The organism is Gordonia sp. AC31 (assembly GCF_031844505.1).
Taxonomy (GTDB): Bacteria; Actinomycetota; Actinomycetes; order Mycobacteriales; family Mycobacteriaceae; genus Gordonia; species Gordonia hongkongensis.
The window spans coordinates 75,829-98,857 of the sequence record NZ_JAUZVK010000006.1; the positions used below are offsets into that span (position 1 = coordinate 75,829).

General features: G+C 68.4%; 20 protein-coding genes and 1 pseudogene. 12 read left to right on the forward strand and 9 right to left on the reverse strand.

The window, feature by feature from the left end; all coding sequences use genetic code 11:
* Positions 1-22: 22 nt before the first annotated feature.
* Positions 23-1,162 (forward strand): acyl-CoA dehydrogenase family protein, encoded by a 1,140-nt coding sequence (locus Q9R39_RS09310; RefSeq protein ID WP_311277377.1) that lies wholly within the window; start codon positions 23-25, stop codon positions 1,160-1,162.
* Positions 1,163-1,181: 19 nt separating this feature from the next.
* Here the strand turns inward: Q9R39_RS09310 and Q9R39_RS09315 are convergent, their stop codons facing one another.
* Positions 1,182-1,913, reverse strand: coding sequence for a hemerythrin domain-containing protein (locus Q9R39_RS09315; protein ID WP_311277378.1), 732 nt, complete (start codon positions 1,911-1,913; stop codon positions 1,182-1,184).
* A 111-nt stretch (positions 1,914-2,024) separates the two neighbouring features.
* Between Q9R39_RS09315 and Q9R39_RS09320 the strand changes: the two genes are divergently transcribed.
* Positions 2,025-2,606: a phosphatase PAP2 family protein gene (locus Q9R39_RS09320; protein ID WP_311277379.1), complete on the forward strand. Its 582-nt coding sequence runs from the start codon at positions 2,025-2,027 to the stop codon at positions 2,604-2,606.
* A 271-nt stretch (positions 2,607-2,877) separates the two neighbouring features.
* Positions 2,878-3,448, forward strand: a pseudogene (locus Q9R39_RS09325) (SPASM domain-containing protein); the annotation flags it as partial.
* A 156-nt stretch (positions 3,449-3,604) separates the two neighbouring features.
* On the opposite strand, the gene Q9R39_RS09330 reads toward Q9R39_RS09325, so the two are convergent.
* Positions 3,605-4,864 carry a DUF222 domain-containing protein gene (locus Q9R39_RS09330; RefSeq protein ID WP_311277380.1) on the reverse strand — a complete coding sequence of 420 codons (1,260 nt, stop codon included), beginning with the start codon at positions 4,862-4,864 and terminating at the stop codon, positions 3,605-3,607.
* Positions 4,865-5,094: 230 nt separating this feature from the next.
* On the opposite strand from Q9R39_RS09330, the gene Q9R39_RS09335 reads away from it, so the two are divergent.
* The 4 genes from Q9R39_RS09335 (at position 5,095) to Q9R39_RS09350 (ending at position 11,619) form a co-directional block, all read left to right on the forward strand.
* Entirely contained in the window at positions 5,095-7,680 is a 2,586-nt protein-coding gene (locus Q9R39_RS09335) for a PQQ-binding-like beta-propeller repeat protein (protein ID WP_165630406.1), read from the forward strand.
* 70 nt (positions 7,681-7,750) lie between these two features.
* Entirely contained in the window at positions 7,751-9,001 is a 1,251-nt protein-coding gene (locus Q9R39_RS09340; RefSeq protein WP_065631957.1) for an acyl-CoA dehydrogenase family protein, read from the forward strand.
* A 13-nt stretch (positions 9,002-9,014) separates the two neighbouring features.
* Positions 9,015-10,085 (forward strand): phosphotransferase family protein, encoded by a 1,071-nt coding sequence (locus Q9R39_RS09345; RefSeq protein ID WP_165630405.1) that lies wholly within the window; start codon positions 9,015-9,017, stop codon positions 10,083-10,085.
* A gap of 22 nt (positions 10,086-10,107) precedes the next feature.
* Positions 10,108-11,619, forward strand: coding sequence for an APC family permease (locus Q9R39_RS09350; protein ID WP_165630404.1), 1,512 nt, complete (start codon positions 10,108-10,110; stop codon positions 11,617-11,619).
* On the opposite strand, the gene Q9R39_RS09355 is transcribed toward Q9R39_RS09350, so the two are convergent.
* Positions 11,616-11,864, reverse strand: a complete 249-nt coding sequence (locus Q9R39_RS09355) for a DUF2530 domain-containing protein (protein ID WP_058251612.1) — start codon at positions 11,862-11,864, stop codon at positions 11,616-11,618. The two genes, Q9R39_RS09350 and Q9R39_RS09355, sit on opposite strands and share 4 nt — an antisense overlap.
* 24 nt (positions 11,865-11,888) lie before the next feature.
* On the opposite strand from Q9R39_RS09355, the gene Q9R39_RS09360 reads away from it, so the two are divergent.
* Complete coding sequence (locus tag Q9R39_RS09360; protein ID WP_165630403.1) at positions 11,889-13,457, forward strand: NCS2 family permease; 1,569 nt, start codon at positions 11,889-11,891, stop codon at positions 13,455-13,457.
* A gap of 105 nt (positions 13,458-13,562) precedes the next feature.
* Entirely contained in the window at positions 13,563-14,024 is a 462-nt protein-coding gene (locus tag Q9R39_RS09365; RefSeq protein WP_311277381.1) for a MarR family transcriptional regulator, read from the forward strand.
* 175 nt (positions 14,025-14,199) lie between these two features.
* On the opposite strand, the gene Q9R39_RS09370 is transcribed toward Q9R39_RS09365, so the two are convergent.
* Complete coding sequence (locus Q9R39_RS09370; protein WP_311277442.1) at positions 14,200-15,423, reverse strand: GNAT family N-acetyltransferase; 1,224 nt, start codon at positions 15,421-15,423, stop codon at positions 14,200-14,202.
* 80 nt (positions 15,424-15,503) lie between these two features.
* On the opposite strand from Q9R39_RS09370, the gene Q9R39_RS09375 reads away from it, so the two are divergent.
* Together Q9R39_RS09375 and Q9R39_RS09380 are read left to right on the forward strand one after the other, a co-directional pair.
* Positions 15,504-16,358 carry an RNA methyltransferase gene (locus tag Q9R39_RS09375; RefSeq protein ID WP_211540756.1) on the forward strand — a complete coding sequence of 285 codons (855 nt, stop codon included), beginning with the start codon at positions 15,504-15,506 and terminating at the stop codon, positions 16,356-16,358.
* Positions 16,355-16,654 carry a DUF2537 domain-containing protein gene (locus Q9R39_RS09380; protein WP_058251607.1) on the forward strand — a complete coding sequence of 100 codons (300 nt, stop codon included), beginning with the start codon at positions 16,355-16,357 and terminating at the stop codon, positions 16,652-16,654. The genes Q9R39_RS09375 and Q9R39_RS09380 overlap by 4 nt, the downstream gene beginning before the upstream one ends.
* Here the strand turns inward: Q9R39_RS09380 and Q9R39_RS09385 are convergent.
* The 5 genes from Q9R39_RS09385 to Q9R39_RS09405 all read right to left on the reverse strand — a co-directional run bounded on the left by Q9R39_RS09385 (position 16,651) and on the right by Q9R39_RS09405 (position 22,148).
* Positions 16,651-17,418 carry a DUF6928 family protein gene (locus Q9R39_RS09385; protein WP_311277382.1) on the reverse strand — a complete coding sequence of 256 codons (768 nt, stop codon included), beginning with the start codon at positions 17,416-17,418 and terminating at the stop codon, positions 16,651-16,653. The genes Q9R39_RS09380 and Q9R39_RS09385 overlap by 4 nt on opposite strands.
* Complete coding sequence (gene sepH / locus Q9R39_RS09390; RefSeq protein WP_311277383.1) at positions 17,419-18,384, reverse strand: septation protein SepH; 966 nt, start codon at positions 18,382-18,384, stop codon at positions 17,419-17,421.
* Between the two features lie 233 nt (positions 18,385-18,617).
* On the reverse strand, positions 18,618-19,763 hold the full coding sequence (gene serC / locus Q9R39_RS09395; protein ID WP_311277384.1) for a phosphoserine transaminase: 1,146 nt from the start codon (positions 19,761-19,763) through the stop codon (positions 18,618-18,620).
* A 185-nt stretch (positions 19,764-19,948) separates the two neighbouring features.
* Positions 19,949-20,845: a hypothetical protein gene (locus tag Q9R39_RS09400; protein ID WP_277242606.1), complete on the reverse strand. Its 897-nt coding sequence runs from the start codon at positions 20,843-20,845 to the stop codon at positions 19,949-19,951.
* 175 nt (positions 20,846-21,020) lie between these two features.
* A complete protein-coding gene (locus Q9R39_RS09405) occupies positions 21,021-22,148 on the reverse strand; it encodes a citrate synthase 2 (protein WP_165630399.1) in 1,128 nt (375 codons plus the stop codon).
* A 167-nt stretch (positions 22,149-22,315) separates the two neighbouring features.
* Here Q9R39_RS09405 and pdxH point away from each other — a divergent pair, with 167 nt between their 5' ends.
* Positions 22,316-23,011 carry a pyridoxamine 5'-phosphate oxidase gene (gene pdxH / locus Q9R39_RS09410; RefSeq protein ID WP_396275653.1) on the forward strand — a complete coding sequence of 232 codons (696 nt, stop codon included), beginning with the start codon at positions 22,316-22,318 and terminating at the stop codon, positions 23,009-23,011.
* The last annotated feature ends 18 nt before the right edge of the window (positions 23,012-23,029 follow it).

Consider the following 23,029-nt stretch of genomic DNA (forward strand, 5'->3'; position numbering starts at 1 on the left):
TTCGTAACCCTGGAGGTCTGGAATGCCGGTCGATCGCCTGCTCCCCAACGACGAGGCGCGCGACCTGATCGCGCTGGTCCGCGACATCGCCGACAAGCGCATGGCGCCGATCGTCGATCAGCACGAGAAGGACCGTCAGTACCCGGACGGGTTGTTCGCCGAACTGGGTGAGGCGGGGTTGCTCGGGCTGCCCTACCCGACGGAGTGGGACGGCGGGGGCCAGCCGTACGAGGTCTACCTGCAGGTGCTCGAGGAGCTCGGCGCGCGCTGGGCTGCGGTCGCCGTGGCGGTCAGCGTGCACGGGCTGGCCTGCCATCCGCTGTTCAACTTCGGCACCGACGAGCAGAAGCAGCAGTGGCTGCCGGACCTGTTGAACGGCAAGCTGATCGGTGCCTACAGCCTGAGCGAACCCCAGGCCGGCTCCGACGCCGCGGCGCTTGCGTGCCGCGCCGCACCGACCGACGGCGGTTACTCGATGTCGGGCTCGAAGGCGTGGATCACGCACGGCGGCATCGCCGATGTGTACAACGTCTTCGCCCGCACCGGTGAGGGTTCCAAGGGGGTGTCCTGCTTCTTCGTCGCCCGGGACACCGAGGGGCTCAGCTTCGGCAAGCCGGAGGACAAGATGGGCCTGCACGCGGTCCCGACGACCGGCGCCACCTACGACGACGCGTTCGTCGAGGAGGGACGCCGGCTGGGCGCGGAGGGGCAGGGGCTGCAGATCGCCTTCTCCGCGCTTGATTCCGGACGCCTGGGCATCGCTGCGGTGGCCACCGGCCTGGCGCAGGCGGCGCTCGACGCCGCCGTCGACTACGCGCAGGAACGAGCCGCGTTCGGCCGCAAGATCATCGACCACCAGGGGCTGTCGTTCGTGCTCGCCGACATGGCCGCCGCGGTCGACTCGGCCCGCGCGACCTACCTCGACGCCGCTCGACGCCGCGACGCCGGCATCGACTACACGCGAGCGGCGGCGACCGCCAAACTGGTGGCCACCGACGCCGCGATGAAGGTCACCACCGATGCGGTCCAGGTGTTCGGCGGTTACGGCTACACCCGCGACTTCCCGGTCGAGCGCTACATGCGCGAAGCGAAGATCACCCAGATCTTCGAGGGCACCAACCAGATCCAGCGGTTGGTGATCGGTCGGTCGCTGGCGCGGTGAGTTCGCCGGCCGTCGGTGTTCAGCGCGGGTTGTAGTAGAACGCGCGGTCGTCGAGGCGCCGGAATCTCGGTCCGCCGAGTCTGATCATCAGCCGCAGGATGGCGGGGATGCGGGCGTAGACCGCCTCGCGGTCGGGACCGGTCAGCCCTTTCGCCATGAGCGGGCACGTCCGCAGGGTCTCGGCCAGACCGGAGCGCTTGCTCATCTTCTCCTCGAAGGCGTCCCAGTCCTGCGGCGTGAGGCGGCGCTGCACGATGGCGATCGCGTCGGTCTCTTCATGGGCCAGGTGTCTGCCGAGGACCTCCTGGGCGCGTTGCAGCGCGTCCGCGAGGGTGGCCCGGGTCTGTTCGTCGGCGCGTTCGGCCATCCGCGCGAAGCCGGCCGCACACTCTTCGAGCAGCGGGTCGATCTCGTCGTGCTCGTCCTCCATCGCCTGCAGGACCTCCGCCTCGGCGTTGTCGCACCGCTCGAGCAGCAGCGGCCACAGTTCCAGGTCCTCGCCGGTGTGGTGGTGGTGCAGCGCATGGGCGAACATCGCCCATCGACGGGAGAGCGCACGCCAGGTCCCCGCGTCGTCGACGGGGGTGGCCGGAACGGTGGCGGCGAAGTCGGCGAGGTCTCGCCGGAATCCGTGGTGCAGGACGTACATCATGAACGGGTCGAGCGGTCCGTCGGGCGCGGCCGCCTGGCCGGGGAGCCGGAGCTGGATCGGGTGAGCGGTGTGGGCGGGGTGGGCGGGGTGGGTCGTCATCGCGGGGGTCCTCATCGATACGTGGTCGGGCGGGTTCGAGGACCACAGTGGGCGGTGACGCTTGCGATGTGCTTGAGGGCGACTTGAGCGACGCCTGGATAGGGTGGCGGGATGTTCCCCTCTCCGACGACGATCGACGAGAACATCCTGAACTGGGTGGTCGAGAACCGTTCGGAGCCGTGGGTCTCGATCGCCGAAGTGGTGACGGTGCTCGGCAACACGGTGACGATGTTGGTGCTGACATGTGCGGTCGTGGTGACACTCGCCGTGACCCGGCACCGGGTCGACGCGGTCTTCGTCGGCGCCGGAGTGCTTTTCGGATACGGTCTGATGCAGGCACTCAAGTACTCGTTCGCGCGGGACCGGCCACCCGTCGAAGACCGTCTACTGAACATCGACACCTTCTCGTTCCCCTCCGGGCACGCGATGATGACGATGGTCGTGTTCGGGCTGTTCGCTGTCGCCGCGTTTCGCTGCTCGCCCTGGGTGCGGGCGCATCGCTGGATCCTCGTGATCGCCCCCGTGCTGTCGATCCTCGTCGGCCTCACCCGAATACAACTCGCCGTGCACTGGGCCACGGACGTCGTGGCCGGATGGTTGTTCGGGGCGATCTGGGTGGTGTTCTGTACCTGGATACTGCTCCGGTACGAATCACGCCGCGGCTCCGGTGGTCTCGTCGGGAACCGGCAATAGGTCACGCGTTCACCCGGACCATCCGCCGCGACATCTCCGGAAGCGGGGGCAGTTTGGTTCGACATGCGACTCATATTGCCCCCTGCTTGTGCGAGGATTTCGGGCCCAGGGGTTGGCAGACATGTTCTTCCTACTCATTGATCCATACATGGAGACCGGTTGGCTCTCATGGAGACGGGGCGCCGGTTCTGACGACGGCGCGCCCCGTGGTGTTCCGCGGGCGATCTACCGCGCGGCGGGGTGAACCCGGCGAGCGGGTTCTCGTCACAGGATTTGGTGGGACGCGACCGTCACCGAGGCGCAGCGCCGCGCCAAAAAGCGGCTGCCCAAATCGGTGTACTCGTCGCTGGTCGCCGGCACGCAGGCCGGTGTCACCGTCGACGACAACGTCCGCGCGTTCTCCGAACTGGGCTGGGCGCCGCATGCCGTCGGTGCGCAGTCCGATCGCGAGATGACGACAACGGTGATGGGAGAGGAGATCTCGTTCCATCTGTCGGCGTTCGGTTCCGATTCCAGCGGCGGCCTCCCCGGCCTCAATCTGTGTGGTGCGGGACGCGTGGTCTGCCTCATCGACCCGGTCGGCGACGTGTACGCGTGCCCGTTCGCGATCCACGAGAACTTCCTCGCCGGGAACATCCTGTCCGACGGCGGACCTGTTCACCGAATTGCGCGAACCGCACGCCGGCGCCTGCACTAAGTGTGCGCATTTCGACGCCTGCCGCGGCGGCTGCATGGCCGCGAAGTTCTTCACCGGCCTCCCGCTCGCCAACCCCGACCCGGAGTGCGTGCAGGGTTATGGCGAGGAACTCCTCGCCGGCTACCGCACGAAACCGACCGCCAACCCGCCTAGCTTTTCGACCCGGGTTCGGCCTGGTTGCGAGCGGGGTGAATTCGACTGGGGTGCCACTGTGGAGTTGTCAAGGGACTGATGCGGTCCCGGGTGTGGCCCGGGTGCGGAAGGTGCTACGCGAAAGTCTGGTGGTCTGTGGCGGCAGCGGTCAGGCGGCGTCGTCGAGTCGCATGGTGCGTCTGTTGTAAGCGGGCAGTGGTCGGCGCCGCGGATCGATGGTCGCGGGTGGGACAAGCCAGGGATGACGGTCGAAACCCATCACGATGTCCCAGCCGTGGTGGTGGACCTGCGTATGGCAGCGCTGACACAGCAAACAGCCGTTGTCGAGGTCGGTGGGTCCACCGTCGGCCCACGACTTGATGTGGTGGACCTGGGTATGGGACGGTGGTGCACCACATTTGATGCAGCAGGCGTCGCGGACGATGATTGCCTTGCGGAGGTGTGCCGGATACAACCGACGGGTGTGACCCATCTGCAGCGGTACGCCCTCACTGTCGAGGACGATCTCGGTCAGGGATCCGTCGCAGGAGACCTGTTTCGCGGTGGCATGGCTGACCGTCCCGGTCCACGGCAGCGTTGCGAGTTCTCCGGTGGCGGGGATGGTCAGCATCAGTTGCGTGCGTGGACTTCCGACGGTATCGATGGTCGCGCCGATCGCGGCTTGGTCGAGGATCAACTCGAAAGCGTCGGCACGGCGCTGCTCGGCGGTGCGACGATCTTCGGCGCCGTCGGGTTCGGGCCGTGGACACGATCGTTCGTCGATCATGGCCTGGAACTTCTCGCCGACGATCTGGGTGAGGTCGGCCCGGATTTCGACGCGGCCGTCGTCGGTGGTGTGGGCGTTCACCGAGTTCAGCGATGGGTCGGCGGCGGCGGGGACTCCGGTATCGGAAGCGTCGGCAAGGCCGTTGGCGACGGCTCGGGCGAACTTGAGCACTTCTGCCGGTGTCGCGCCCGACAGTGCTTGGGCGATGAGCTCGATCTCGTACTCGGAGCGCTCGTCATCGGAAATGCCGTCGGCGCAGCACTTCTCGATCTGGTTCATTCCACGAATGATGGCATCGACGATCTCGCTTGACAGCCGCCCGTCGGCGGCGTGACGCGCCAGGGCCGGCAACGTCGGCAGGGCATCGACACTCCGCATGGTGCGAAGAGCGGCGGCCGGCGCATGGCCTGACTCGATCAGCAGCTTCTTGGTGGTGCTGCCGGCTTTCTGGGCGATACGGAGTTCGTCGAGTTGCGATGTGTGGGTGACGATCTGGTGGTCGACGGTGTTGCGGATCAAACGCAGCGTCTCGAGGGCGTCGAACGTCGCTCTGCCCGTGGGGTCATCGGCGGGTGGTGTGGTTTCGATGAGCTGATCGAGGAGAGTGGCGAGCTCTGGCATGACTCCAAGGTACCGGAACATTCGTTCGATTTCGAGGTTTCTCCACAGGCTCGAGATCCCGAAATTGTCGACTGTGCAGTCGATTTCGTTGAATGCGCGTTGATCGTTGACAGTGATGAACTCCTGTCACACCCGTTGCGCGTCCGGGCCACAAAAGGGGTGGGTCGGTTCGGCGGGGGCTGTCGAGAATGACGAGAATTCCCCCGGGTGGGGGACAGTCGAACCGCGTCGGACTGGGATTCACTGGACGGATGTCGAATGCGGGGCCACCCGACGGTGACGCGACCGTGCCCGGACCAGCCGACCGGGACGAGTCGCCGACGACGATCCAACCTGCCCGCCCGACGGTGGTCCCGGGGGTGTCGCTGAACAAGGCCCCGGCGCCGGACCCCTACGCCGCCACGCAGACGGGCCCGACGCCGCAGTACCCACCGCCGTATCAACAACCGCCGACTGGCTATCCGCCGCCACCCGGACAGCCCCAGTACGGCTACCCGCCGCCGGGCTACCCACCGCCGGGTTATCCACCACCGGGGTACCCCCAGCCCGGATATCCCCAGCCCGGGTACCCGCGCAGGTCCAATCGGCGCGCGTACCTGATCACGGGCGTCGCGTTGGTTTGTGTCCTCGCGCTGGTCCTCGGGGGCGTCGTGTGGTGGAAGGTGTCCTCGTCAAGTGGCAATTCCGACGACGCGCCGGACCCCGTCGCCGGTCAGCTCACCGGTTCGTTCCCGACCGCGCCGAGTCCCGCCTGGAGCGTCGATGCGAGTTCAGTCGGTGGCACTGCCTACGTCTCCGGGCTACCGCTCGAGTCGAACTACATGACGCTCGGTGCGGTCCACGACGACCACACATTGGTGACGCTCGTGCAGGTAGGTGACTCCACGAACGGCCCGGCACTGCGGCCCATCGGGATAGACGCCGAGTCCGGCCGGGCGTGGTCGTTCGACGAACCCGTGTCCGGGTGCTCGGCCTCCATCGTGGACAGCACCATCGCCTGCCTGGGTCGGGGCGCCGCGTATTTCGTCGACGTCCGGACAGGTCGCGAGATCGGCCGTGCTCCCGCTCCGCCGCAGGCGTTCGGGATCGCGTTCAACGGGAGAGCGGCGTTCGTCCGCGACTTCAGTGGTGGCAACGAACGCCAGGTCGTGTTCCACAAGGTGACACCAGGAGGCGTGGAGTGGCAGCGAACGATCGACCTGCCCGAAGCGCTTCCGAGCGGGGACGCCTCGCAGTTCATCGCCACCGACGAGCTCGTCGCGAGCGCCGACGGCGTGGTCGCCGTCATCTCGGCCGACGACGGCCGGGAGATCTTCACGAGTCCGGGCCGGACCGGGATGTCGCCACGCCCGGACGGATCGATCCTCGTGGTGACGGGCAGCATGACAAGCGGCACACCGACGAATGGTCCGGTCGTCGTGGTCCGGCCGGACGGCACCACCAGCGACTTGGCGGGTATGAGCGTGGAGTCCGCTGCTGTCATGACTCCGACTCAGAGCGGGCGTGTGCTCATCGACGGTGCATACACCGACGTCGCGGACGGCGCGCGGATCTGGACGACGACTGATCTCCCGGCCCACACCTCGCCGACCGTCGTGCTGGCCGATGACCGTGAAGTCGTGTGGACGACGCACGACGCTGTCACCGCAGTCGATGCCATCTCCGGCCAGACGTTGTGGACGACTCCGACCGGGCCGGTCTACGGGTCGACCGGCCACGCCGTCACCGACGGCGAACGCCTCATCGCGCCCATGGCCGACGGCGGCGTGACCGCCCTGGATCTGGTGGGCGGTGCGCCGGTGTGGTCGGTGCCCCCGTCCACGATCGGCAATGCCCCCGCTGCGGGTGTCACCGAACCGCGTCCGCCGTTGACGTTCGCCGTCGGCGACCGCCTGATCACGATGACCGCGACCACGATCACCGGCTTCGCGCCCACCGGTCCGGAGGCCATCGTCCCGGGCACGACTCGCGAGGCCGGCACCGCCGACGGCGGCGAACCCGAGTACGTCACGCCGTGCGGGGCGCCCCCGGTGTTCACGCCGCAGTCGTTCCGCACGTCGGCGGGTGGGCTGGGCGTGACGATGAAGGTCACCGCGAAGTGTCCCGGCGGCGACGTCCTGTACGGGCCGCAGACACGCATCACCATCTCCGACGGCAGCGGCATCGTCGCGTCGGGGAACTTCGACTTCCAGCGGGCGCCGGTCGCGGTGCCCTCGCTCGACGGGGCGGGCGAGGCGCTGACGATGGAACTCACCTATCCGCCCGGGAGCTTCTTCCGTCTGCCGGACACGCTCGGTGCCCAGGGGAGCGCGGCCGGCGGCGGCCGCTACCTCGTCGACTGCGACAAGGGCCCGACCTCCGGGGCCGCGCCGAAGCTCGCGACTCCGCAGTCGGGAACGGCCGCGTCGTCGACCGCCACCGGGGTGTCGTTCCCGGCCGGAGCCGACGTGACGGCGAGCAGCGTCAGCGCCCTCCGTCTGCAGGCCGACGCCGATCGGGCCTTCATCGTGGCGAACCTGAACAACCGGTGGGTGGCGCAGCTGAGCTCCAAACGGCCGGGTCTCGTCGCCGAGGGGCGGACCTGGACCGACCAGGCCATCCTCGACGAGTTCCTGGCACTCCGGTTGCGGTTCAACGACGTTCGGCTCCTGTGGAGCGACGAGTGGCCGGTGTTCTCGTACCGCGGCTGGTGGGTGACGGTGGCCGCGGCGACCTTCCCGGGCCCGGTCGAGGCCAACAACTGGTGTCGCGCCCAGGGATTCGGCCCGGACAACTGCTTCGCGAAACTGGTGAGCACCACGGCCGGACCGGAGCGGACGACCTTGTACTGGAAGTGACGGTGCCCGACGCCGCGCCGGTTTGTTCGGAACGATGACGGGTAATCGGTTCATCGCGATACGGTCGGGTATGGATTTCTCTCCGTCAGCGCGGTCGGCCGAACTCACCGAACGCGTGCGCACCTTCGTGACCACCGAGATCGAGCCGGTCGAACCCGAGATCCATCGGGACATCAAGACCCGCCGCGACGAGAACGGCAACCCGTGGACGCCGTCGCCGATCATCGCCGAACTGCAGAAGAAGGCCCGCTCGGAGGGTCTGTGGAACCTCTTCCTGCCCGCCGAGCACGCCGGCCGCTACGCCGCCGACTTCGGCACCGACGGCGGGGCAGGGTTGACCAACTCCGAGTATGCGCCGATCGCGGAGGCGATGGGATCGTCCGGGCTCGCGCCGGTGATCTTCAACTGCAACGCCCCCGACACCGGCAACATGGAGGTGTTGCTGCGCTACGGCACCGACGAGCAGCGCAAACAGTGGCTCGAACCCCTTCTGACCGCCGAGATCCGCAGCGCCTTCTGCATGACCGAGCCGGCCGTCGCGTCGTCGGACGCCACCAACATGGCCGCGACCGCCGTACTCGACGGCGATGACGTCGTCATCAACGGGACCAAGTGGTTCTCCACCGGCGTCGGCCACCCGGACTGCAAGGTGCTCATCTTCATGGGCGTCACCGACGCCGAGGCCGACCGGAAGTCGCGGCACACGATGGTGCTCATCCCGATCGACGCCCCCGGGGTCACGATCGACCGGATGCTCACCACCATGGGCTACTTCGACGAGCCGTTCGGCCACGGCGAGGTCAGCTTCGACAACGTGCGCGTCCCGGCGTCGAACATCCTGCTCGGACCCGGCCGCGCCTTCGAGATCGCCCAGGGCCGGCTCGGTCCGGGTCGTGTGCACCACTGTATGAGGGCGATCGGACTCGCCGAGCGGGCGCTGGAACTCGGTGTGCGTCGCGCACTCTCGCGGGAGGCGTTCGGCAAGCAACTCGCCCGGCTCGGCGGCAACAGCGAGCGCATCGCCGACGCTCGCATCGCGATCAACCGGTCGCGACTCCTCGTCCACCACGCGGCCTGGTTGCTCGACCAGGGAATGTCCCGCGAAGCCCTGTCGGCGGTCAGCGAGATCAAGGTCGAGGTGCCCAACATGGCACTCGACGTCATCGACCTCGCCATCCAGTTGCACGGCGGCGCCGGTCTCACCGACGACTTCCCGCTCGCGCAGGCCTGGGTGGGCGCGCGGTCGCTCCGACTCGCCGACGGCCCGGACGAGGTGCACCGCAACGTGGTTGCGCGCATCGAGTTCGGCAAGTACCGCTGATCGGGGGACGAGGATGACCAACGAGGTGGCCGGTGCGGGCGAGGTCCGCACCGAGGATGCATTCGACGTCGAGGCGATGGCCAAGTGGCTGGAGGCCAACGCCGCGGACCCGACCGGTCTCGACGCCGTGCCGGAGGTCCGTCAATTCGGCGGTGGCGCTTCGAATCTCACGTACCTGCTGCGCTATCCGGCCAGGGACCTGATCCTGCGCCGGGCGCCCCGGGGTACCAAGGCGCGGGGCGCGCACGACATGGCACGCGAGTACCGGATCCAGTCCGAACTCGCGACCGCCATCCGCTACATCGCGCCGATGATCGCCTTCTGCGACGACGAGTCGGTCCTGGGCGCGGACTTCTACGTGATGGGCCGCATCGACGGTGTCATCCCGCGGACCGAGTGGCCCGCCGACGTCCCGCTCGACGCCGAGCAGGCACGCCGGCTCTGTCTGAACTTCATCGACACCCTGGTCGAGGTCCACTCGGTCGATCCGAGCACGACCGGACTCGCCGATCTCGGCAAGGGGCCGGGTTATGTGCGACGGCAGGTCGAGGGCTGGTCGGCGCGATTCCGCAACGCGCACACCGATGACGTGCCCGACTTCGAGTCGACGATGACGTGGCTGGCCGACAACCAGCCCGACGACGTCGCCAACTGCGTCATCCACAACGACTTCAAGCTCGACAACGTCGTCCTCGACAAGGATGATCCCACGCGGGTGATCGGCATCCTGGACTGGGAGATGGCAACCCTCGGCGATCCCCTGATGGATGTCGCGGGTTCGATGGCCTACTGGATCCAGGCCGACGACCCGGATGCCATGCAGCTCATGCGACGTGTCCCGACGCACCTGCCCGGCATGCTCAGTCGTGCCGAGTTCGTCGAGAACTATTGCGAGCGCATGGGATTCGACATGACACCGGAACGCTGGCGCTGGTATGAGGTGTTCGGACTGTTCCGGGCGGGGGTGATCGCCCAGCAGATCTACTACCGCTACTACCACGGCCAGACCACCAACAAGGCGTTCGAACGTCTCGGATACGCGGTCGGGATCATCGCGCAACGGCTGGACGACCTGCTCGTGTGATCGCCCGACGAAAGGGACCGCCATGGCGGAGGACGTGGTCACCCCGGCGGGTGCCGGCAGCGGATCACCCGACGAGATCCGCACCAGCGGGTACCGTCCGGAGCTGCGCCGGACGCTCGGCGGGTTCGCGGTGTTCGCGATCTCCTTCGCGTTCATCTCCGTCGCGGTCGGGATCTTCGCCACCTACGGCAGCGTGCTCGCCACGGCGGGTCCGGTCGGGATCTGGTTGTGGATCGTCGCCGCGGTCGGCCAGACCCTGATCGCGCTGGTCGTCGCCCAGTTCGCCGCCCGAATCGCACTGAGCGGGTCGTCGTATCAGTGGGCGTCGAGGCTGGCGAACCCGAAGATCGGCTGGTTCTTCGGCTGGCTGAGCTTCTGGTACCTCGCGATCGGCGTGGTCGCCATGGACAACGCGCTGGCCAGTCAGGCGCTGATGCCGCTCGCCGGGATGGCCGAGGACGAGGACGTCGCCCGCGTCATCACCCTTGTCGTGCTCGTCATCCAGGCCGTGCTGGTGATCGCCTCGACCCGGTTGCTCGGCCTGTTCACCTCCGGCGCGGTCGCGGTCGAGTTGGCGATCGTGGCGATCCTGATCCTGGTGCTCGCGGCGGTGATGGTGTTCAGCGGAAGCGGTCACCCGGGCAATCTGGTGTCCGAGGGGATGGCCGCCGGTGCGCCGGACTACTGGGCGATCGGTGGCGGGGTGATGGCCGCGATGGTCATGGGACTCACCACCCTGGTCGGGTTCGATTCCGCGGCCAACCTCGCCGAAGAGGCGAAGGATCCGTTCCGCAGCGTGCCCCGGGCGATCGTCGGATCAGTGGTGGCCGCCGCGGTCCTGGGACTGGTCTTCCTCATCATCCTGACCACGGCGATCGAGGACGTCCAGGCGGTGACGGCCGACGGGTCGCCGGTCGCCGCCATCATCCGGGAGCAACTCGGGCCGGTCGCCGAACGAATCCTGCTCGCCTGCATCGTCTTCGCGATGTTCGGCGCCGGCATGGTGGTGATGGCGGCCTGCGCCCGGCAGGTCTTCGCGATGGCCCGCGACCGGCGCTTCCCGGCGCACCGGCTGATGGCCAGGGTCAACCCCCGGACCCAGACCCCGGTACCGGCGACGCTGCTCATCCTCGGCGTCGGGGTGGTGCTGATGGTGGCCTTGCCCGGGGCGGCGCTGATCGAGCTGATCATCGCGTCGACGATCCTGCCCGCGCTCATCTACGGCGGGACCGTCGTGCTGTACCTGGTCGTCCGAAAGCGTCTGGAGCGCAAGTCCGGTGGGTTCAGTCTCGGACGCCTCGAGATGCCGGTCGCGGTCGCCGCGCTGATCTGGGTGGGGGTCGCCCTGTTCGTACTCGTCACGCCCGACGACGCGCGTGTGCCGACCCTGATCGTGCTCGGGCTGATCGCGGCGGGCGGCCTCTACTTCGTCGCCCTGCTGTTCGGACCCGGTCGCGTCCTCGAACACGAACCCGGGGTCGACGAATTCGCCGCGGCCGCAGAACCGGACAGGGCAGAACCGGACAGAAACTAGTCGAGGCCTTCCTGCGCGCCCCGATCACCGCGTCGGACACCGGCACGCTGGACGAGGACGATCGTCGTCCCGAGCAGACCGACGGCCAGGCCCACCAGGCACACCGGCAGCGCGCGGTCGCCACCGAGATCGGTGAGGGCGACGATCACGGTCGCCACCACCCACCCGATCATCCCGACCACGATCACCGGCTCCGGGGCGCGCAACGCGCGGGGGAGTTCGGGGATCTCGAGTGTCGTGGACATGGACAACAGGGTAGCTTTCGGAACGTGCCACACGATGAGCCGAGTGAGTCTCGCGATCTGAGGTCCTCCGACACCCCGGGTGCGGACATGTCGAAAGGGAACCTCCCCACGGAGCCCGACTTCCCCGCGACCACCCCGGGGCCGGATTCCGCGGTGCCGCGCGGCCCGCTCGACCGGTTCTTCAAGATCTCCGAACGCGGTTCGACGATCAACCGCGAGTTCCGCGGTGGCCTTGTCACGTTCTTCACGATGGCCTACATCGTGGTGCTCAACCCGATCATCATCGGCGGTATCCCGGGCGGGGACAAGAACACCGATGTCCTGGGCAACGTCCTGCCGCTGGCGCAGGTCGCCGCGGTCACCGCGCTCGTCGCGGGCGTGATGTCGATCCTGTTCGGCCTGGTCGCCAACTATCCGTTCGCGATCGCGGCAGGTCTCGGGATCAACAGCCTGCTGGCGGTGTCCATCGCGCCGCAGGTGACCTGGCCCGAGGCAATGGGTCTGGTGGTCGTCGACGGCATCATCATCGTCCTGCTGGCCGTCACCGGATTCCGCACCGCGGTGTTCAACGCGGTGCCCGCGGAACTGAAAGCCGCGATCGCGGCCGGCATCGGTCTGTTCATCGCCTTCATCGGTTTCGTCGACGCGGGATTCGTCAAGCGCATCCCCGACGCCGCCGGCACCACCGTCCCGGTGCAGCTGGGCAGCGACAACTCGATCTCCACGATCCCCACACTGATCTTCGCGGTCGGGGTGCTGCTGATGGGCGTCCTGGTGGTGCGTCGGGTCCCCGGCGGCCTGTTGATCGGTATCGCCATCACGACGGTGCTGTCGATCGTGCTGGAGCGGATCTTCGATTACGGGTCCAGCGTCGACAACCCCTCCGGCTGGGGTCTCAGCGTGCCCGACATCCCCGATGCCCTCGGTGGTCTGCCCGATCTCAGCCTGGTCGGTGACGTCGACCTGTTCGGCGCGTTCACCCGGATCGGTGTGCTCGCGGCGTCGGTGCTGGTCTTCGCGCTGGTGCTCTCCAACTTCTTCGACGCCATGGGCACGATGACCGGCCTCGGCAAGGAGGCCGGGCTGGCCGACGAGAAGGGCAACCTGCCCGGTATCGGCCGAGCGCTCGTCGTCGAGGGGACCGGCGCCATCGCCGGCGGTGCCGCCTCGGCGTCGTCGAACACGGTGTTCGTGGAGTCCGCGTCCGGTATCGCCGAAGGTGCGCGCACCGGCCTCGCCAACGTGGTGACCGGAATCCTGTTCCTGGTGGCGATGTTCCTGACGCCGCTCTACGAGGTGATCCCGCTCGAGGCGGTCGCCCCCGCGCTGGTGGTCGTCGGCGCCATGATGATCGGCCAGCTCACGACCGTCGACTTCAAACGGCTCGACTACGCGCTGCCGGCCTTCCTGACCGTCGTCTCGATGCCGTTCACGTACTCGATCGCCAACGGTATCGGCATCGGCTTCATCAGCTGGGTCGTGATGGCGACCGCGGCGGGCAAGGCCCGCACTGTGCATCCGTTGCTCTGGTTCGTCGCCGCGATCTTCGTCGCCTACTTCGCGCGCGGACCGATCTCCGACCTCATCGGCTGACGGACTTGGTCGTCTGTCCGGGTTTGCCCGTTTCGGTGTCGTCCACCCGGTTCAATTTCGTCGCGGACGGGCAGCGAGGCCGATTTCCTGGCCTACGATTTGGCAATGCATGCACCTTATGGTGACGGAAGTCTGTCCGGCGACCTGTCCCTCGCCGTGGTGCGCCTGGCGCGCCGACTCCGAGGTCGGCGGGAGAACAAGCTGGTCTCGCTCACTCAGCTGTCCGCCCTCAACACGCTGCACCACGAGGGCCCGATGACACCAGGTGCGCTCGCGGCCGCCGAGCGGGTTCGCCCGCCGTCGATGACCAGGGTCATCGCCTCGCTGTCGGATCTCGGGATGATCAAGCGCGAACCCCATCCCACCGACGGCCGTCAGGCCATCGTGACGTTGTCCCCGGAAGGCGTCGAAGTCGTGACCGACGAACTCGCCCGCAAGGCATGGTTGAGCGACCGCCTCGCGGAACTGTCCGCCGAGGAGCGGGACATCCTGCGCGAGGCCGTGCGCATCGCCAACAAGATCCTCGGGCAGGCCGACACCGACGTCCCGCGCTCACGCGCGATCTGATCCCGCTCCCTGAGGAGTCCCGGAGCTTGCGGAGGGACGTCTCTCCGCTCCCTGAGGAGTCCCGGAGCTTGCGGAGGGACGTCTCTCCGCTCCCTGAGGAGTCCCGGAGCTTGCGGAGGGACGTCTCACCGCTCCCTGAGGAGTCCCGGAGCTTGCGGAGGGACGTCTCGAAGGGTCAGAAGAACGTGCCCGAGAAGGGGGCGCGGTCGGTCATGAACGCGTGGTCCAGCGCGCGCAGCGTCGCCGGGGAGTCGACGCGCAGGCGTCCCGCCGCCGCGAAGGCCGAGGGCCGGATCCCGCCGAGATAGATGCTCGACAACACCGAGATGTCGAGCGAGACGGTGGGCGTCGCTCCCGACTTCGCCGGCGCGACGATCGCCCCGCCCTCGCGTACCGAGATGTCGAAAACGCCTCCGTGCCCGCGGAATTCGTCGGTCACCTCGATCACGGCGTCCAGGTCGGCGGCATAGTGACGGGCGCCGAGGGCGGCTGGGACGTCGAGGATGCGCAGCCACATCGTGTCGGCGGTCCCGGTGACCGACACCGACCGCGGATTCACGAGTTTCTGCGACAGCGGGTCGTCGACCGGGATGGTCGCGGTGAGCGAGGGGATGAGGTCGAGGCTGATCAGGACGCGCCACAGATCGGTGTGTGCGTCGTCGGTGACCGCGAAGACCTCGTTGACCTCGCCGCGCACCGCGCCGGTCTCGTCCTTGTAGATGCGGTAGCTCGCGTAGCCGTCGGCGTGCAGCAGGTAGTGCAGACCGCTCGCCGACAGCGGCCGCTCCGACGCCCGGTCGGCCAGGATGGGATTCCACCAGGCGGGGGTGCGGGTGAGCGCGCCCGGGGTGGTCAGCGTCCACCGTGCGTGGAGGTCGGGGATCGCGGCGGCCACCGCGTCGGCGTCGGCATACCGGACGGTGGCATCGTCGGGCTGGGCCGCGCGCATCTCCGCGCCCGGGCTCAGCGACACCGAGTTCGCGAAGCATGCCGGTCCGAAGCCGAAGCGTTCGTAGATGGTGCCCTCACTCGCGGTGAGGATTCCGAAGGTGTACTTCTCCGATTCCCACTGCTCGACGAGTTCGGTGAGCATGCGGCGGAGGATGCCACGCCGCCGGTGGGTCGACGCCACCGAGACCCACGACAGTCCGGCCGCGTCGGACACGCCACCGCCGGGCAGTGACATCGACATCCGGTAGAACATCGCCACCCCGACGAGGGGCCGCCTGTCCAACCCGGTGTCGCGCACCAGTACGACGTCGTCGTCGGCGACCTTGCCGCGTAGATCGGCGACCTCGTCGTCGGGCAGCGGGTTGCGCATGGCGAACGCGCGGGCATCGGTGGTGATGATGTCGGCCCAGTCCGCGTCGGTGGCGCGGGCGAGGGACAGACGTGACATCGGAGTCGAATCGCTGGTCACGCCCTCCACAGTTTCACACCCGTGCGCTGCCGGTTTCGTCCGGGTGGCAGACTGTTGCGGTGCCCGGGCTCGCAGTGAACGTGATCGACATCGACGACCCGGAGGACCCGCGCGTCGACGACTTCCGCGACCTCAACTCCGTCGACCGCCGGCCCGATCTCCCGGTTCTGCCCGGCGGGCGCCCGGGCCGCGGTCTGGTCATCGCCGAAGGTGTTCTCGTCGCCCAGCGGATGATCGCGTCACGGTTCGCGACCCACGCCTTCCTCGGTGTCGCGAAACGCCTCGACGAGCTCGACGCCGATCTCCGTGATCCCGGGCTGGCCGGTGTCCCGTTCTTCCGCGCCACCGCCGAGGTCATGGCCGAGATCGTCGGCTTCCACCTCAACCGCGGCGTGCTCGCCGTGTCGCGCCGACCGCCCGTGCTCACGGTGCCGGAGGTCCTCGAGAGCGCGCGGACCGTTGCGATCCTCGAAGGTGTGAACGACCACGAGAACATCGGGTCGATCTTCCGCAACGCCGCCGGATTGGGTGTCGACGCAGTGCTTTTCGGTCAGGGTTGCGCCGACCCGCTGTACCGCCGATGCGTGCGGGTGTCGATGGGCCATGCACTGCTCGTGCCGTTCGCGAGATTCGACGACTGGCCGCGCGGCCTGGACGTGGTGCGGGAACGCGACTTCCAGCTGGTCTCGTTGACGCCCGATCCCGCCGCCGTGACCCTGGCCGAAGCCGTCACCGCCGAGAAGGTCGGCTTCCTGGTCGGTGCGGAGGGCCCCGGTCTCACCGCGTCGGCGATGGCGGCCACCGACGTGAAGGCGCGCATCCCGATGAGCCGGGGCACCGACTCGCTGAACGTGGCGACCGCTGCGGCCGTTGCGTTCTACGAGCGCGCCCGGTCGGGCACCATGGGATCGTGACCGTCGAGCGGGAGGGTGTCGAACCGACGCCGTGGGCCCTGGGGCTGATCGTCGGTGCCTCGTGCGCGCTGTTCGCCGCATTCGTCTTGGTCGGCGTCTACCTGCTCATCGGCGAGATCCTGCGGTTCCTCGGGATCGCCGCCGTATTGGTCGTCGCGGGCGGACTCGGATGGACCCTCTGGGAGTTCCGGGCGCGGCCCGTGTGGCGGTGGGTCGTGTGGGGACTGCTTCTCGGCTTCCTCGCCGGGGTCGCGTCGTCGATCGCGCTGCTGGCGCTGGGACGCCCCGCACCCTAGAACCCGAAGTACTCGCGGATACGCCCGCGCTTGCGAGCGTCTTGACCGGGCGATCCCGTCCGCTCCCGGGCGCGCGAAGCCGTTGCGGCGCGGTAGTTCTCGTAGTCGGCCGCGGTCGGTTCGTATTCGGTCGGGTGCAACGCGAAGCAGGTGACGGTGATCTGGGCCGGGTCGAGGTCGGACTCCGCGAGCGGGTGGGTGTAGCGGAACCCGAGCCACGCACGGTTCGATTCCTCGGCGAGGTGCGCGGGATGGAAGGGGAGCGACATGGGTGCGGTGGGCACGCCCTCGGCGTGGCTGAGCGGGTGTTCGCCACCCCAGAACGGCTTCTCGAACGTGAACGGCAGGCCGTGGTCCTCGTGGATGGTGACCGGGTCGGCGGCGAAGGAGCGTCGGAGCGTCCCCGACTCCCACCGGGCGAACACTCCGAGTGAGGAGTCGGGCTCGGTGTAGAGGAGGGTCGTGGTCGCGCTGGGGCGGATCCGTGCGAGCGCGCGGGTCAGCGTCGACGGCGTGGTCGTCTCGAACAGCGAACACGACACGACGGTGAGCGGGCCGTAGAACCCGGCGTAGACGTGGGTGTCGCGGACCGCGGCAGCGGACGCGAGATCGGTGTCGACGAGCGGGACCAGGACGCTGTCACCGAAGACGGTCGTCGCGACCTGCTGGGCGTGCTGGGAGTCGTTGGCCGGACGCGAGCGGAGAATCGCGGCCGGGTCGTCGGTGTCGATGAACCAGACCGTGGCCGCGCGCGCGGAGGACACTCAGCTGTTCCCGTTGCTGCGCACGCCGAGCAGGACATCCTCCCACGCCGGGACCGCCGGTTTACGTGCCTTCTTGCGGCGTGGACGTTCGGGGCCGGACGACGGTGCGGGCACCGATTCGTCGGCGTCGGCGTCGTCGGCGGTGGGCGTGGCCGCCGTGTCGTCCGTGTCCGGGGCTTCGGCGGTGGCGGCGGACGGCTCGTCGTCGAATCCGAAGTCGAACGGCACGGCGCCGTCGTCCTCGGCCGCGGTGCGGCGGTCGTGCCGGGCGCGCTGCGCACCGATGATCGAGGCCGCGTCGATGGTGACCTCTTCGCGTCCGTCCGGCGTCGTCTCGACAGCGACTTCGGGGGTGGCGACCGGGGTCAGCCGACGACGGGGCGCGATGGTCTCGGGATGGGTGAGTTCGTCGGCCAGGTCGTCGAGCGGGTCGACGCTGCCACCGTGCGATCCCGGCTGGTAGCGCCAGTGCGCCAGGTTGTCGGTGCGTCCGACGCTCCACGCGACCTGGACCACCCAGTACCCGTCGTCGCCCTTCCATGCGTCCCAGTCGGCGTCGTTGGGATTCTGGCCGTAGGCGAGGAGTCCCTCGGCGACCGACTCGACCAGTGTCGCCACTGCCGGGCCGTCATGGCGGATGGGATGCGCGGCGCCGGCGAGTTCGGTGGCGCGGCTGCGCTCGAGGAGGACCGGGTGGGCGAAGCGTTCGATCTTGTCCACACCCACCCCGGCTGCGGCCGCCACCTCGGCGACGGTTGCACCCGCTCGGATTCGTGCCTGGATTTCGCGTGGCCGCAATGCACTCTCCATCTCGATCTCGATCTGTCCCAGTCGTGAGATGTCGCCGCGGGCGGCGGCGCGGAGGCGTTCGTCGGAGGCGATGCGGAATTTCTCGCCCGATTGCGGGTCCTGGCAGATGACATGGGAGCCGTCGGTTTCCACCCCGACGACGCGGAGCTCACGCATCTGCTCCTCCTCCGGTCGGTGCACGCATTGGGGTCACATTAACTCACCGATCTGCCGGTTCACTGTGGGACACGCGGCAAAACCGCAGTTCAGCACGCGTGGGGCGCAAGCGACGCCAGCGATCGATGCGTCGTATGTGGTCTGTGGGAACCAGGCTACCGGTTCGGTGAAGCGCCACCGGCGCGCCGCAACGATCTGTGCGGCGCGCCGGCGACGAGTTGTCGAGGAGGCGATCAGAGGCGCTCGACGATGTAGTCGATGCACTGGGTGAGCTTGCTGACGTCCTCCGGCTCGATGGCCGGGAACATGCCGATGCGCAGCTGGTTCCGGCCGAGCTTGCGGTACGGCTCGGTGTCGACGACCCCGTGCGCGCGAAGGATCTTCGCGACGGCCGCGGCGTCGACATCGTCGTTGAAGTCGATGGTGCCGACCACTTGGCTGCGGTTGGCCACCTCGCTGACGAACGGCGTCGCGAAGTCGCTGGCCTCGGCCCACTGGTAGAGACGCGAGCTGGAATCGGCGGTGCGCGAGACGCACCAGTCGAGGCCGCCGTTGTTGTTCATCCACTCGATCTGGTTGGCGAACAGCAGCAGCGATCCGACGGCCGGGGTGTTGTAGGTCTGGTTCTTGCTGCTGTTGTCGACGGCGGTCGGCAGCGACAGGAACTCCGGGCACCAGCGATCAGTCTCGGCGATCTCGGCGATGCGTGCGAGCGCGCGCGGGCTCATCAGCGCGACCCAGAGCCCGCCGTCGGCGGCGAAGCACTTCTGCGGCGCGAAGTAGTAGACGTCGGCGTCGGCGACGTTGACGGGCAGGCCGCCCGCACCCGAGGTGGCGTCGATGGCGATGAGCGCGTCATCCGAACCGGCGGGACGGACGACGGGCACCGCGACGCCCGTCGAGGTCTCGTTGTGTGCCCAGCCGATGAGGTCGACGCCGCCGAAGTCGTCGACGGTCAGCGCGGCCGGGTCGGGCGCGGTGCCGGGGTCGGTCGAGATGACTGCGGGGGAGTCGAGGAAGGGGGCCTTCTTCGAGACCGTCGCGAACTTCGACGAGAACTCGCCATAGGTGAGGTGCAGCGAACGCTGCTTGATCAGGCCGAACGCCGCGGCGTCCCAGAATGCCGTGGTGCCGCCGTTGGAGATCACGACCTCGTAGCCCTCGGGCAGCGAGAACAGGTTCGACAGACCCTCGCGGATCGAGCCGACGACGTTCTTCACTGGTGCCTGACGGTGGCTGGTGCCGAACACCGACGCGCCGGTGTCGACGAGGGACTGCAACTGCTCGGGGCGAACCTTCGACGGCCCGCAACCGAAGCGGCCGTCCGACGGCAGCAGCTCGGCGGGCAGGGTGATGGATGCGGTGGCGGCTTCGCTCATGACGGCAATTCTAGGGAGTGGCCCTCGCCACCTGTGGGGGCGCCTCGGGTTAGGTGTCGGCAGCCGGGTGGTGCAGCGGCGATCTCTGCGCCGGTGGCCCCATGCAGAATCGCTGTTTCATCGAAAGGTGCGCTACCTGGAAGTAGCGCACCTCTGGGTCGAGTAGGGCTTCTGGGGCGGGCACGTCAGACGAGTCCCGCATCGCGGAGGGCATCTGTGATGAGGCCACGGAAGTGATGCGGGTCCAGGAGATCCTGCCACGTCCACCGCACGACGAGCCGCCCCGTTCGCCGGATGGCGTCTTCACGTCGTTTCTCGTCGACCACCGTTTCCGACGCTGGCGTGCCGAACTGTCCCGAGTACTTGACCTTGCCGTCGAACTCGCCGATGACCTTGTCGTCCCAGCCGAAGTCGCCGCGGGCAACGAACCTGCCGTCGCCGTCGAGGATGGTCACCTGGAGGTCGGGGAGCGGGAGTCCGACGGCGATCATCGTTGCGCGGCTGAAGGATTCGCCTACGCTTTCGGATCGTGCGTCGGCCATCGAGAGCGCCTGACGCAGTTGTCGGATGCCCTTCATCTTGATGCTCGACGCCACGACGGCCTGGATCTCGGCGTGTGTGATGCCGGAGCGGAGACCACTGTCGAGGCAGCAGACTGCCTGTTCGAACGTCCCCAGGCGGGCCACGTCGGCGACCGTGCGGGCCGGCGTCGTCACCCGGACGTTGTCGACGGACATCACCTGCTCGTCCGGCAGGTTGTCGCGGTGTATGTGGATCTTGTCCCCGGTACGACCGGTCTTGGACGAGGTGAAGTGGACTGTGGTCATGTCCGGTCGGAGGAGGGGGATGCCGTGGAGCGCGGCGGCGGACTCGTGGCTGACCACGCGTCCGTTCCCGCCGACGGCCACGGCGCCGCGGATCTTCAGGCGATAGCGTTCGAGCTCGTCGTCGGGCGCGGGTCCGAGGTGCACCGCACCTCGCCATACGCTCCGCAGCGCGCCAGTCTCCTGACGCAACCGGATCTCGTCCTCGCCGAGACGGGCTGCGAGAGCGGACCGTCGGATCACGTGATTGTCGGGCATGCGCTCGATGGTGAGGCCGCCCCGGTCCGATTGCGGGTGCCTCGGCGTCCCTGTGGAATTCACTCAGACGTTGTCCACAGCCGATTGGCCTCCACAGGGTCGCTACCTCGACCACAGATTCGCTATCTGTGAATAGCGAATCTGTGGGGGAAGTAGCGATTCTGGTGGAACGGACCTACAGGCCCGGCTTCACGACGTCACCCCAGCCCTCGACGTCCTCGGGGCGACGGGGGCTCGGGCCGGTGTAGATCGCGGCCGGGCGGACCAGCTTGCCGAGGCGCTTCTGCTCGAGGATGTGCGCACACCAGCCGGCGGTCCGGCCGCAGGTGAACATCGCCGGCATCATGTGCGTCGGCACCTCGGCGAAGTCGAGGATGACCGCCGCCCAGAACTCGACGTTGGTCTCGATGGCGCGGTCGGGGCGTCGTTCCCGGAGTTCGGTGAGCGCGGCCTGCTCGAGTGCGGCGGCGATCTCGAAGCGGGGGACGCCCAATTCCTGGGCGGTGCGGCGGAGCACGCGGGCACGCGGGTCCTCGGCGCGGTAGACGCGATGCCCGAAGCCCATGAGCTTCTCCTTGCGGTCGAGGATCCCCTTCACGAGTCCTCGTGCGTCGCCGGTGTTCTCGACCTCCTCGATCATCGGCAGCACGCGCGCGGGGGCGCCGCCGTGGAGGGGGCCGGACATGGCGCCGATCGCGCCCGACAGCGAGGCCGCGACATCGGCTCCGGTGGAGGCGATCACCCGTGCGGTGAACGTCGACGCGTTCATGCCGTGCTCGGCGGCGCTGACCCAGTAGGCGTCGATCGCGGCGATGTGCCGGGGATCGGGGTCGCCCTTCCAGCGGGTCATGAAACGTGCGGTGACGGTGTCGCATTCGTCGATGACGTGCTGGGGGACCGCGGGCTGGTGGATGCCGCGCGCGGACTGCGCCACGTACGACAACGCCATCACCGACGCGCGGGCGAGGTTGTCGCGGGCGGTTTCGTCGTCGATGTCGAGCAGCGGCTGGTAACCCCAGATCGGGGCGAGCATGGCGAGCGCGGCCTGGACGTCGACGCGCACGTCACCGGTGTGGATCGGCAGCGGGAACGGTTCGGCCGGCGGCAGGCCGTCGCCGAACCTGCCGTCGACCAGGAGGGCCCACACGTCGGCGAAGGTCACCTTGTTCTCGACCAGGTCCTCGATGTCGACGCCGCGGTAGCGGAGGTTGCCGCCGTTCTTGTCCGGTTCGGCGATGTCGGTCGTGAAGGCCACCACGCCCTCGAGTCCGGCGACGAAATCCTCGGGAACAGTGTTGGCCATGGCAACCCACCTCACTCGACGTCCGTGTCGTGCATCCACGGGGATGCAATCCACGACGAACTGTAGATCAGCACGACGCCCCGCGTGTACCCCGGAGTAACGAGCACGGTCGGAGTAGCGTCAGGAAAGTGCTGGACGAGTCGCGCGACCCCATCGACCTGCCGAACATGCGCGTCGGATACGGCGGCGGCATCCCACCGAACATCGGCGAGGGCGACCGCGCCGCCGGTGCCGACGGCATCCGCGAGAACCTCGACCCGAGCTGGCTGCGGGGCGACCCGCCGTGGCTCGATCTCTTCCACGTCTGGCTCCGCGAAGCCGTCGACGCCCGGATCGCCGAGCCCAACGCGATGGTCCTCGGCACCGCCGACGCCGAGGGCAGGCCGTCGACCCGCACCGTCCTGTGCAAGGGGGTCGACGCGAACGGCGTTGTCTTCTTCACCGGGTACGAGTCCGACAAAGGCCGGCACCTGGCCGCGAATCCGTATGCCTCGGTGACGTTTCCCTGGATCGCACTGGAACGGCAGGTCCACTTCCGCGGACCGGTCGAACACGTCAGCGCCCTGGAGATCCAGGCGTACTGGGAGCTCCGACCCCGCGGTTCGCAGCTCTCGGCGGCCGCGTCCGAGCAATCACGGCCCATCGGCAGCCGCGTCGAACTCGAGCAGAAGGCCGCCGAACTCGCCGAGGCCTACGGCGGGTTCGACGAGGGTGCCGAGGTCCCGGTCCCGTCCAATTGGGGTGGGTACCGCATCGTCCCGGTCGAGGTCGAGTTCTGGCAGGGGCGAGCGAACCGCCTGCACAACCGGGTTCGGCTGACCCACGTCGATCACTCCTGGCGCGCGGAACGGCTGCAACCCTGAGTGTCGACACCCCTTCGG

Coding starts and splice junctions, on each gene's coding strand:
- Q9R39_RS09335 (WP_165630406.1), top strand. CDS start 5,095: ATGTCGAATGCGGGGCCACCCGACGGTGACGCGACCGTGCCCGGACCA.
- Q9R39_RS09365 (WP_311277381.1), top strand. CDS start 13,563: ATGCATGCACCTTATGGTGACGGAAGTCTGTCCGGCGACCTGTCCCTC.
- Q9R39_RS09310 (WP_311277377.1), top strand. CDS start 23: ATGCCGGTCGATCGCCTGCTCCCCAACGACGAGGCGCGCGACCTGATC.
- serC (WP_311277384.1), bottom strand. CDS start 19,763: ATGAGCGAAGCCGCCACCGCATCCATCACCCTGCCCGCCGAGCTGCTG.
- sepH (WP_311277383.1), bottom strand. CDS start 18,384: ATGCGTGAGCTCCGCGTCGTCGGGGTGGAAACCGACGGCTCCCATGTC.
- Q9R39_RS09330 (WP_311277380.1), bottom strand. CDS start 4,864: ATGTTCCGGTACCTTGGAGTCATGCCAGAGCTCGCCACTCTCCTCGAT.
- Q9R39_RS09350 (WP_165630404.1), top strand. CDS start 10,108: ATGGCGGAGGACGTGGTCACCCCGGCGGGTGCCGGCAGCGGATCACCC.
- Q9R39_RS09405 (WP_165630399.1), bottom strand. CDS start 22,148: ATGGCCAACACTGTTCCCGAGGATTTCGTCGCCGGACTCGAGGGCGTG.
- Q9R39_RS09315 (WP_311277378.1), bottom strand. CDS start 1,913: ATGACGACCCACCCCGCCCACCCCGCCCACACCGCTCACCCGATCCAG.
- Q9R39_RS09370 (WP_311277442.1), bottom strand. CDS start 15,423: ATGTCACGTCTGTCCCTCGCCCGCGCCACCGACGCGGACTGGGCCGAC.
- Q9R39_RS09340 (WP_065631957.1), top strand. CDS start 7,751: ATGGATTTCTCTCCGTCAGCGCGGTCGGCCGAACTCACCGAACGCGTG.
- Q9R39_RS09320 (WP_311277379.1), top strand. CDS start 2,025: ATGTTCCCCTCTCCGACGACGATCGACGAGAACATCCTGAACTGGGTG.
- Q9R39_RS09400 (WP_277242606.1), bottom strand. CDS start 20,845: ATGCCCGACAATCACGTGATCCGACGGTCCGCTCTCGCAGCCCGTCTC.
- Q9R39_RS09355 (WP_058251612.1), bottom strand. CDS start 11,864: ATGTCCACGACACTCGAGATCCCCGAACTCCCCCGCGCGTTGCGCGCC.
- pdxH (WP_396275653.1), top strand. CDS start 22,316: ATGCGCGTCGGATACGGCGGCGGCATCCCACCGAACATCGGCGAGGGC.
- Q9R39_RS09345 (WP_165630405.1), top strand. CDS start 9,015: ATGACCAACGAGGTGGCCGGTGCGGGCGAGGTCCGCACCGAGGATGCA.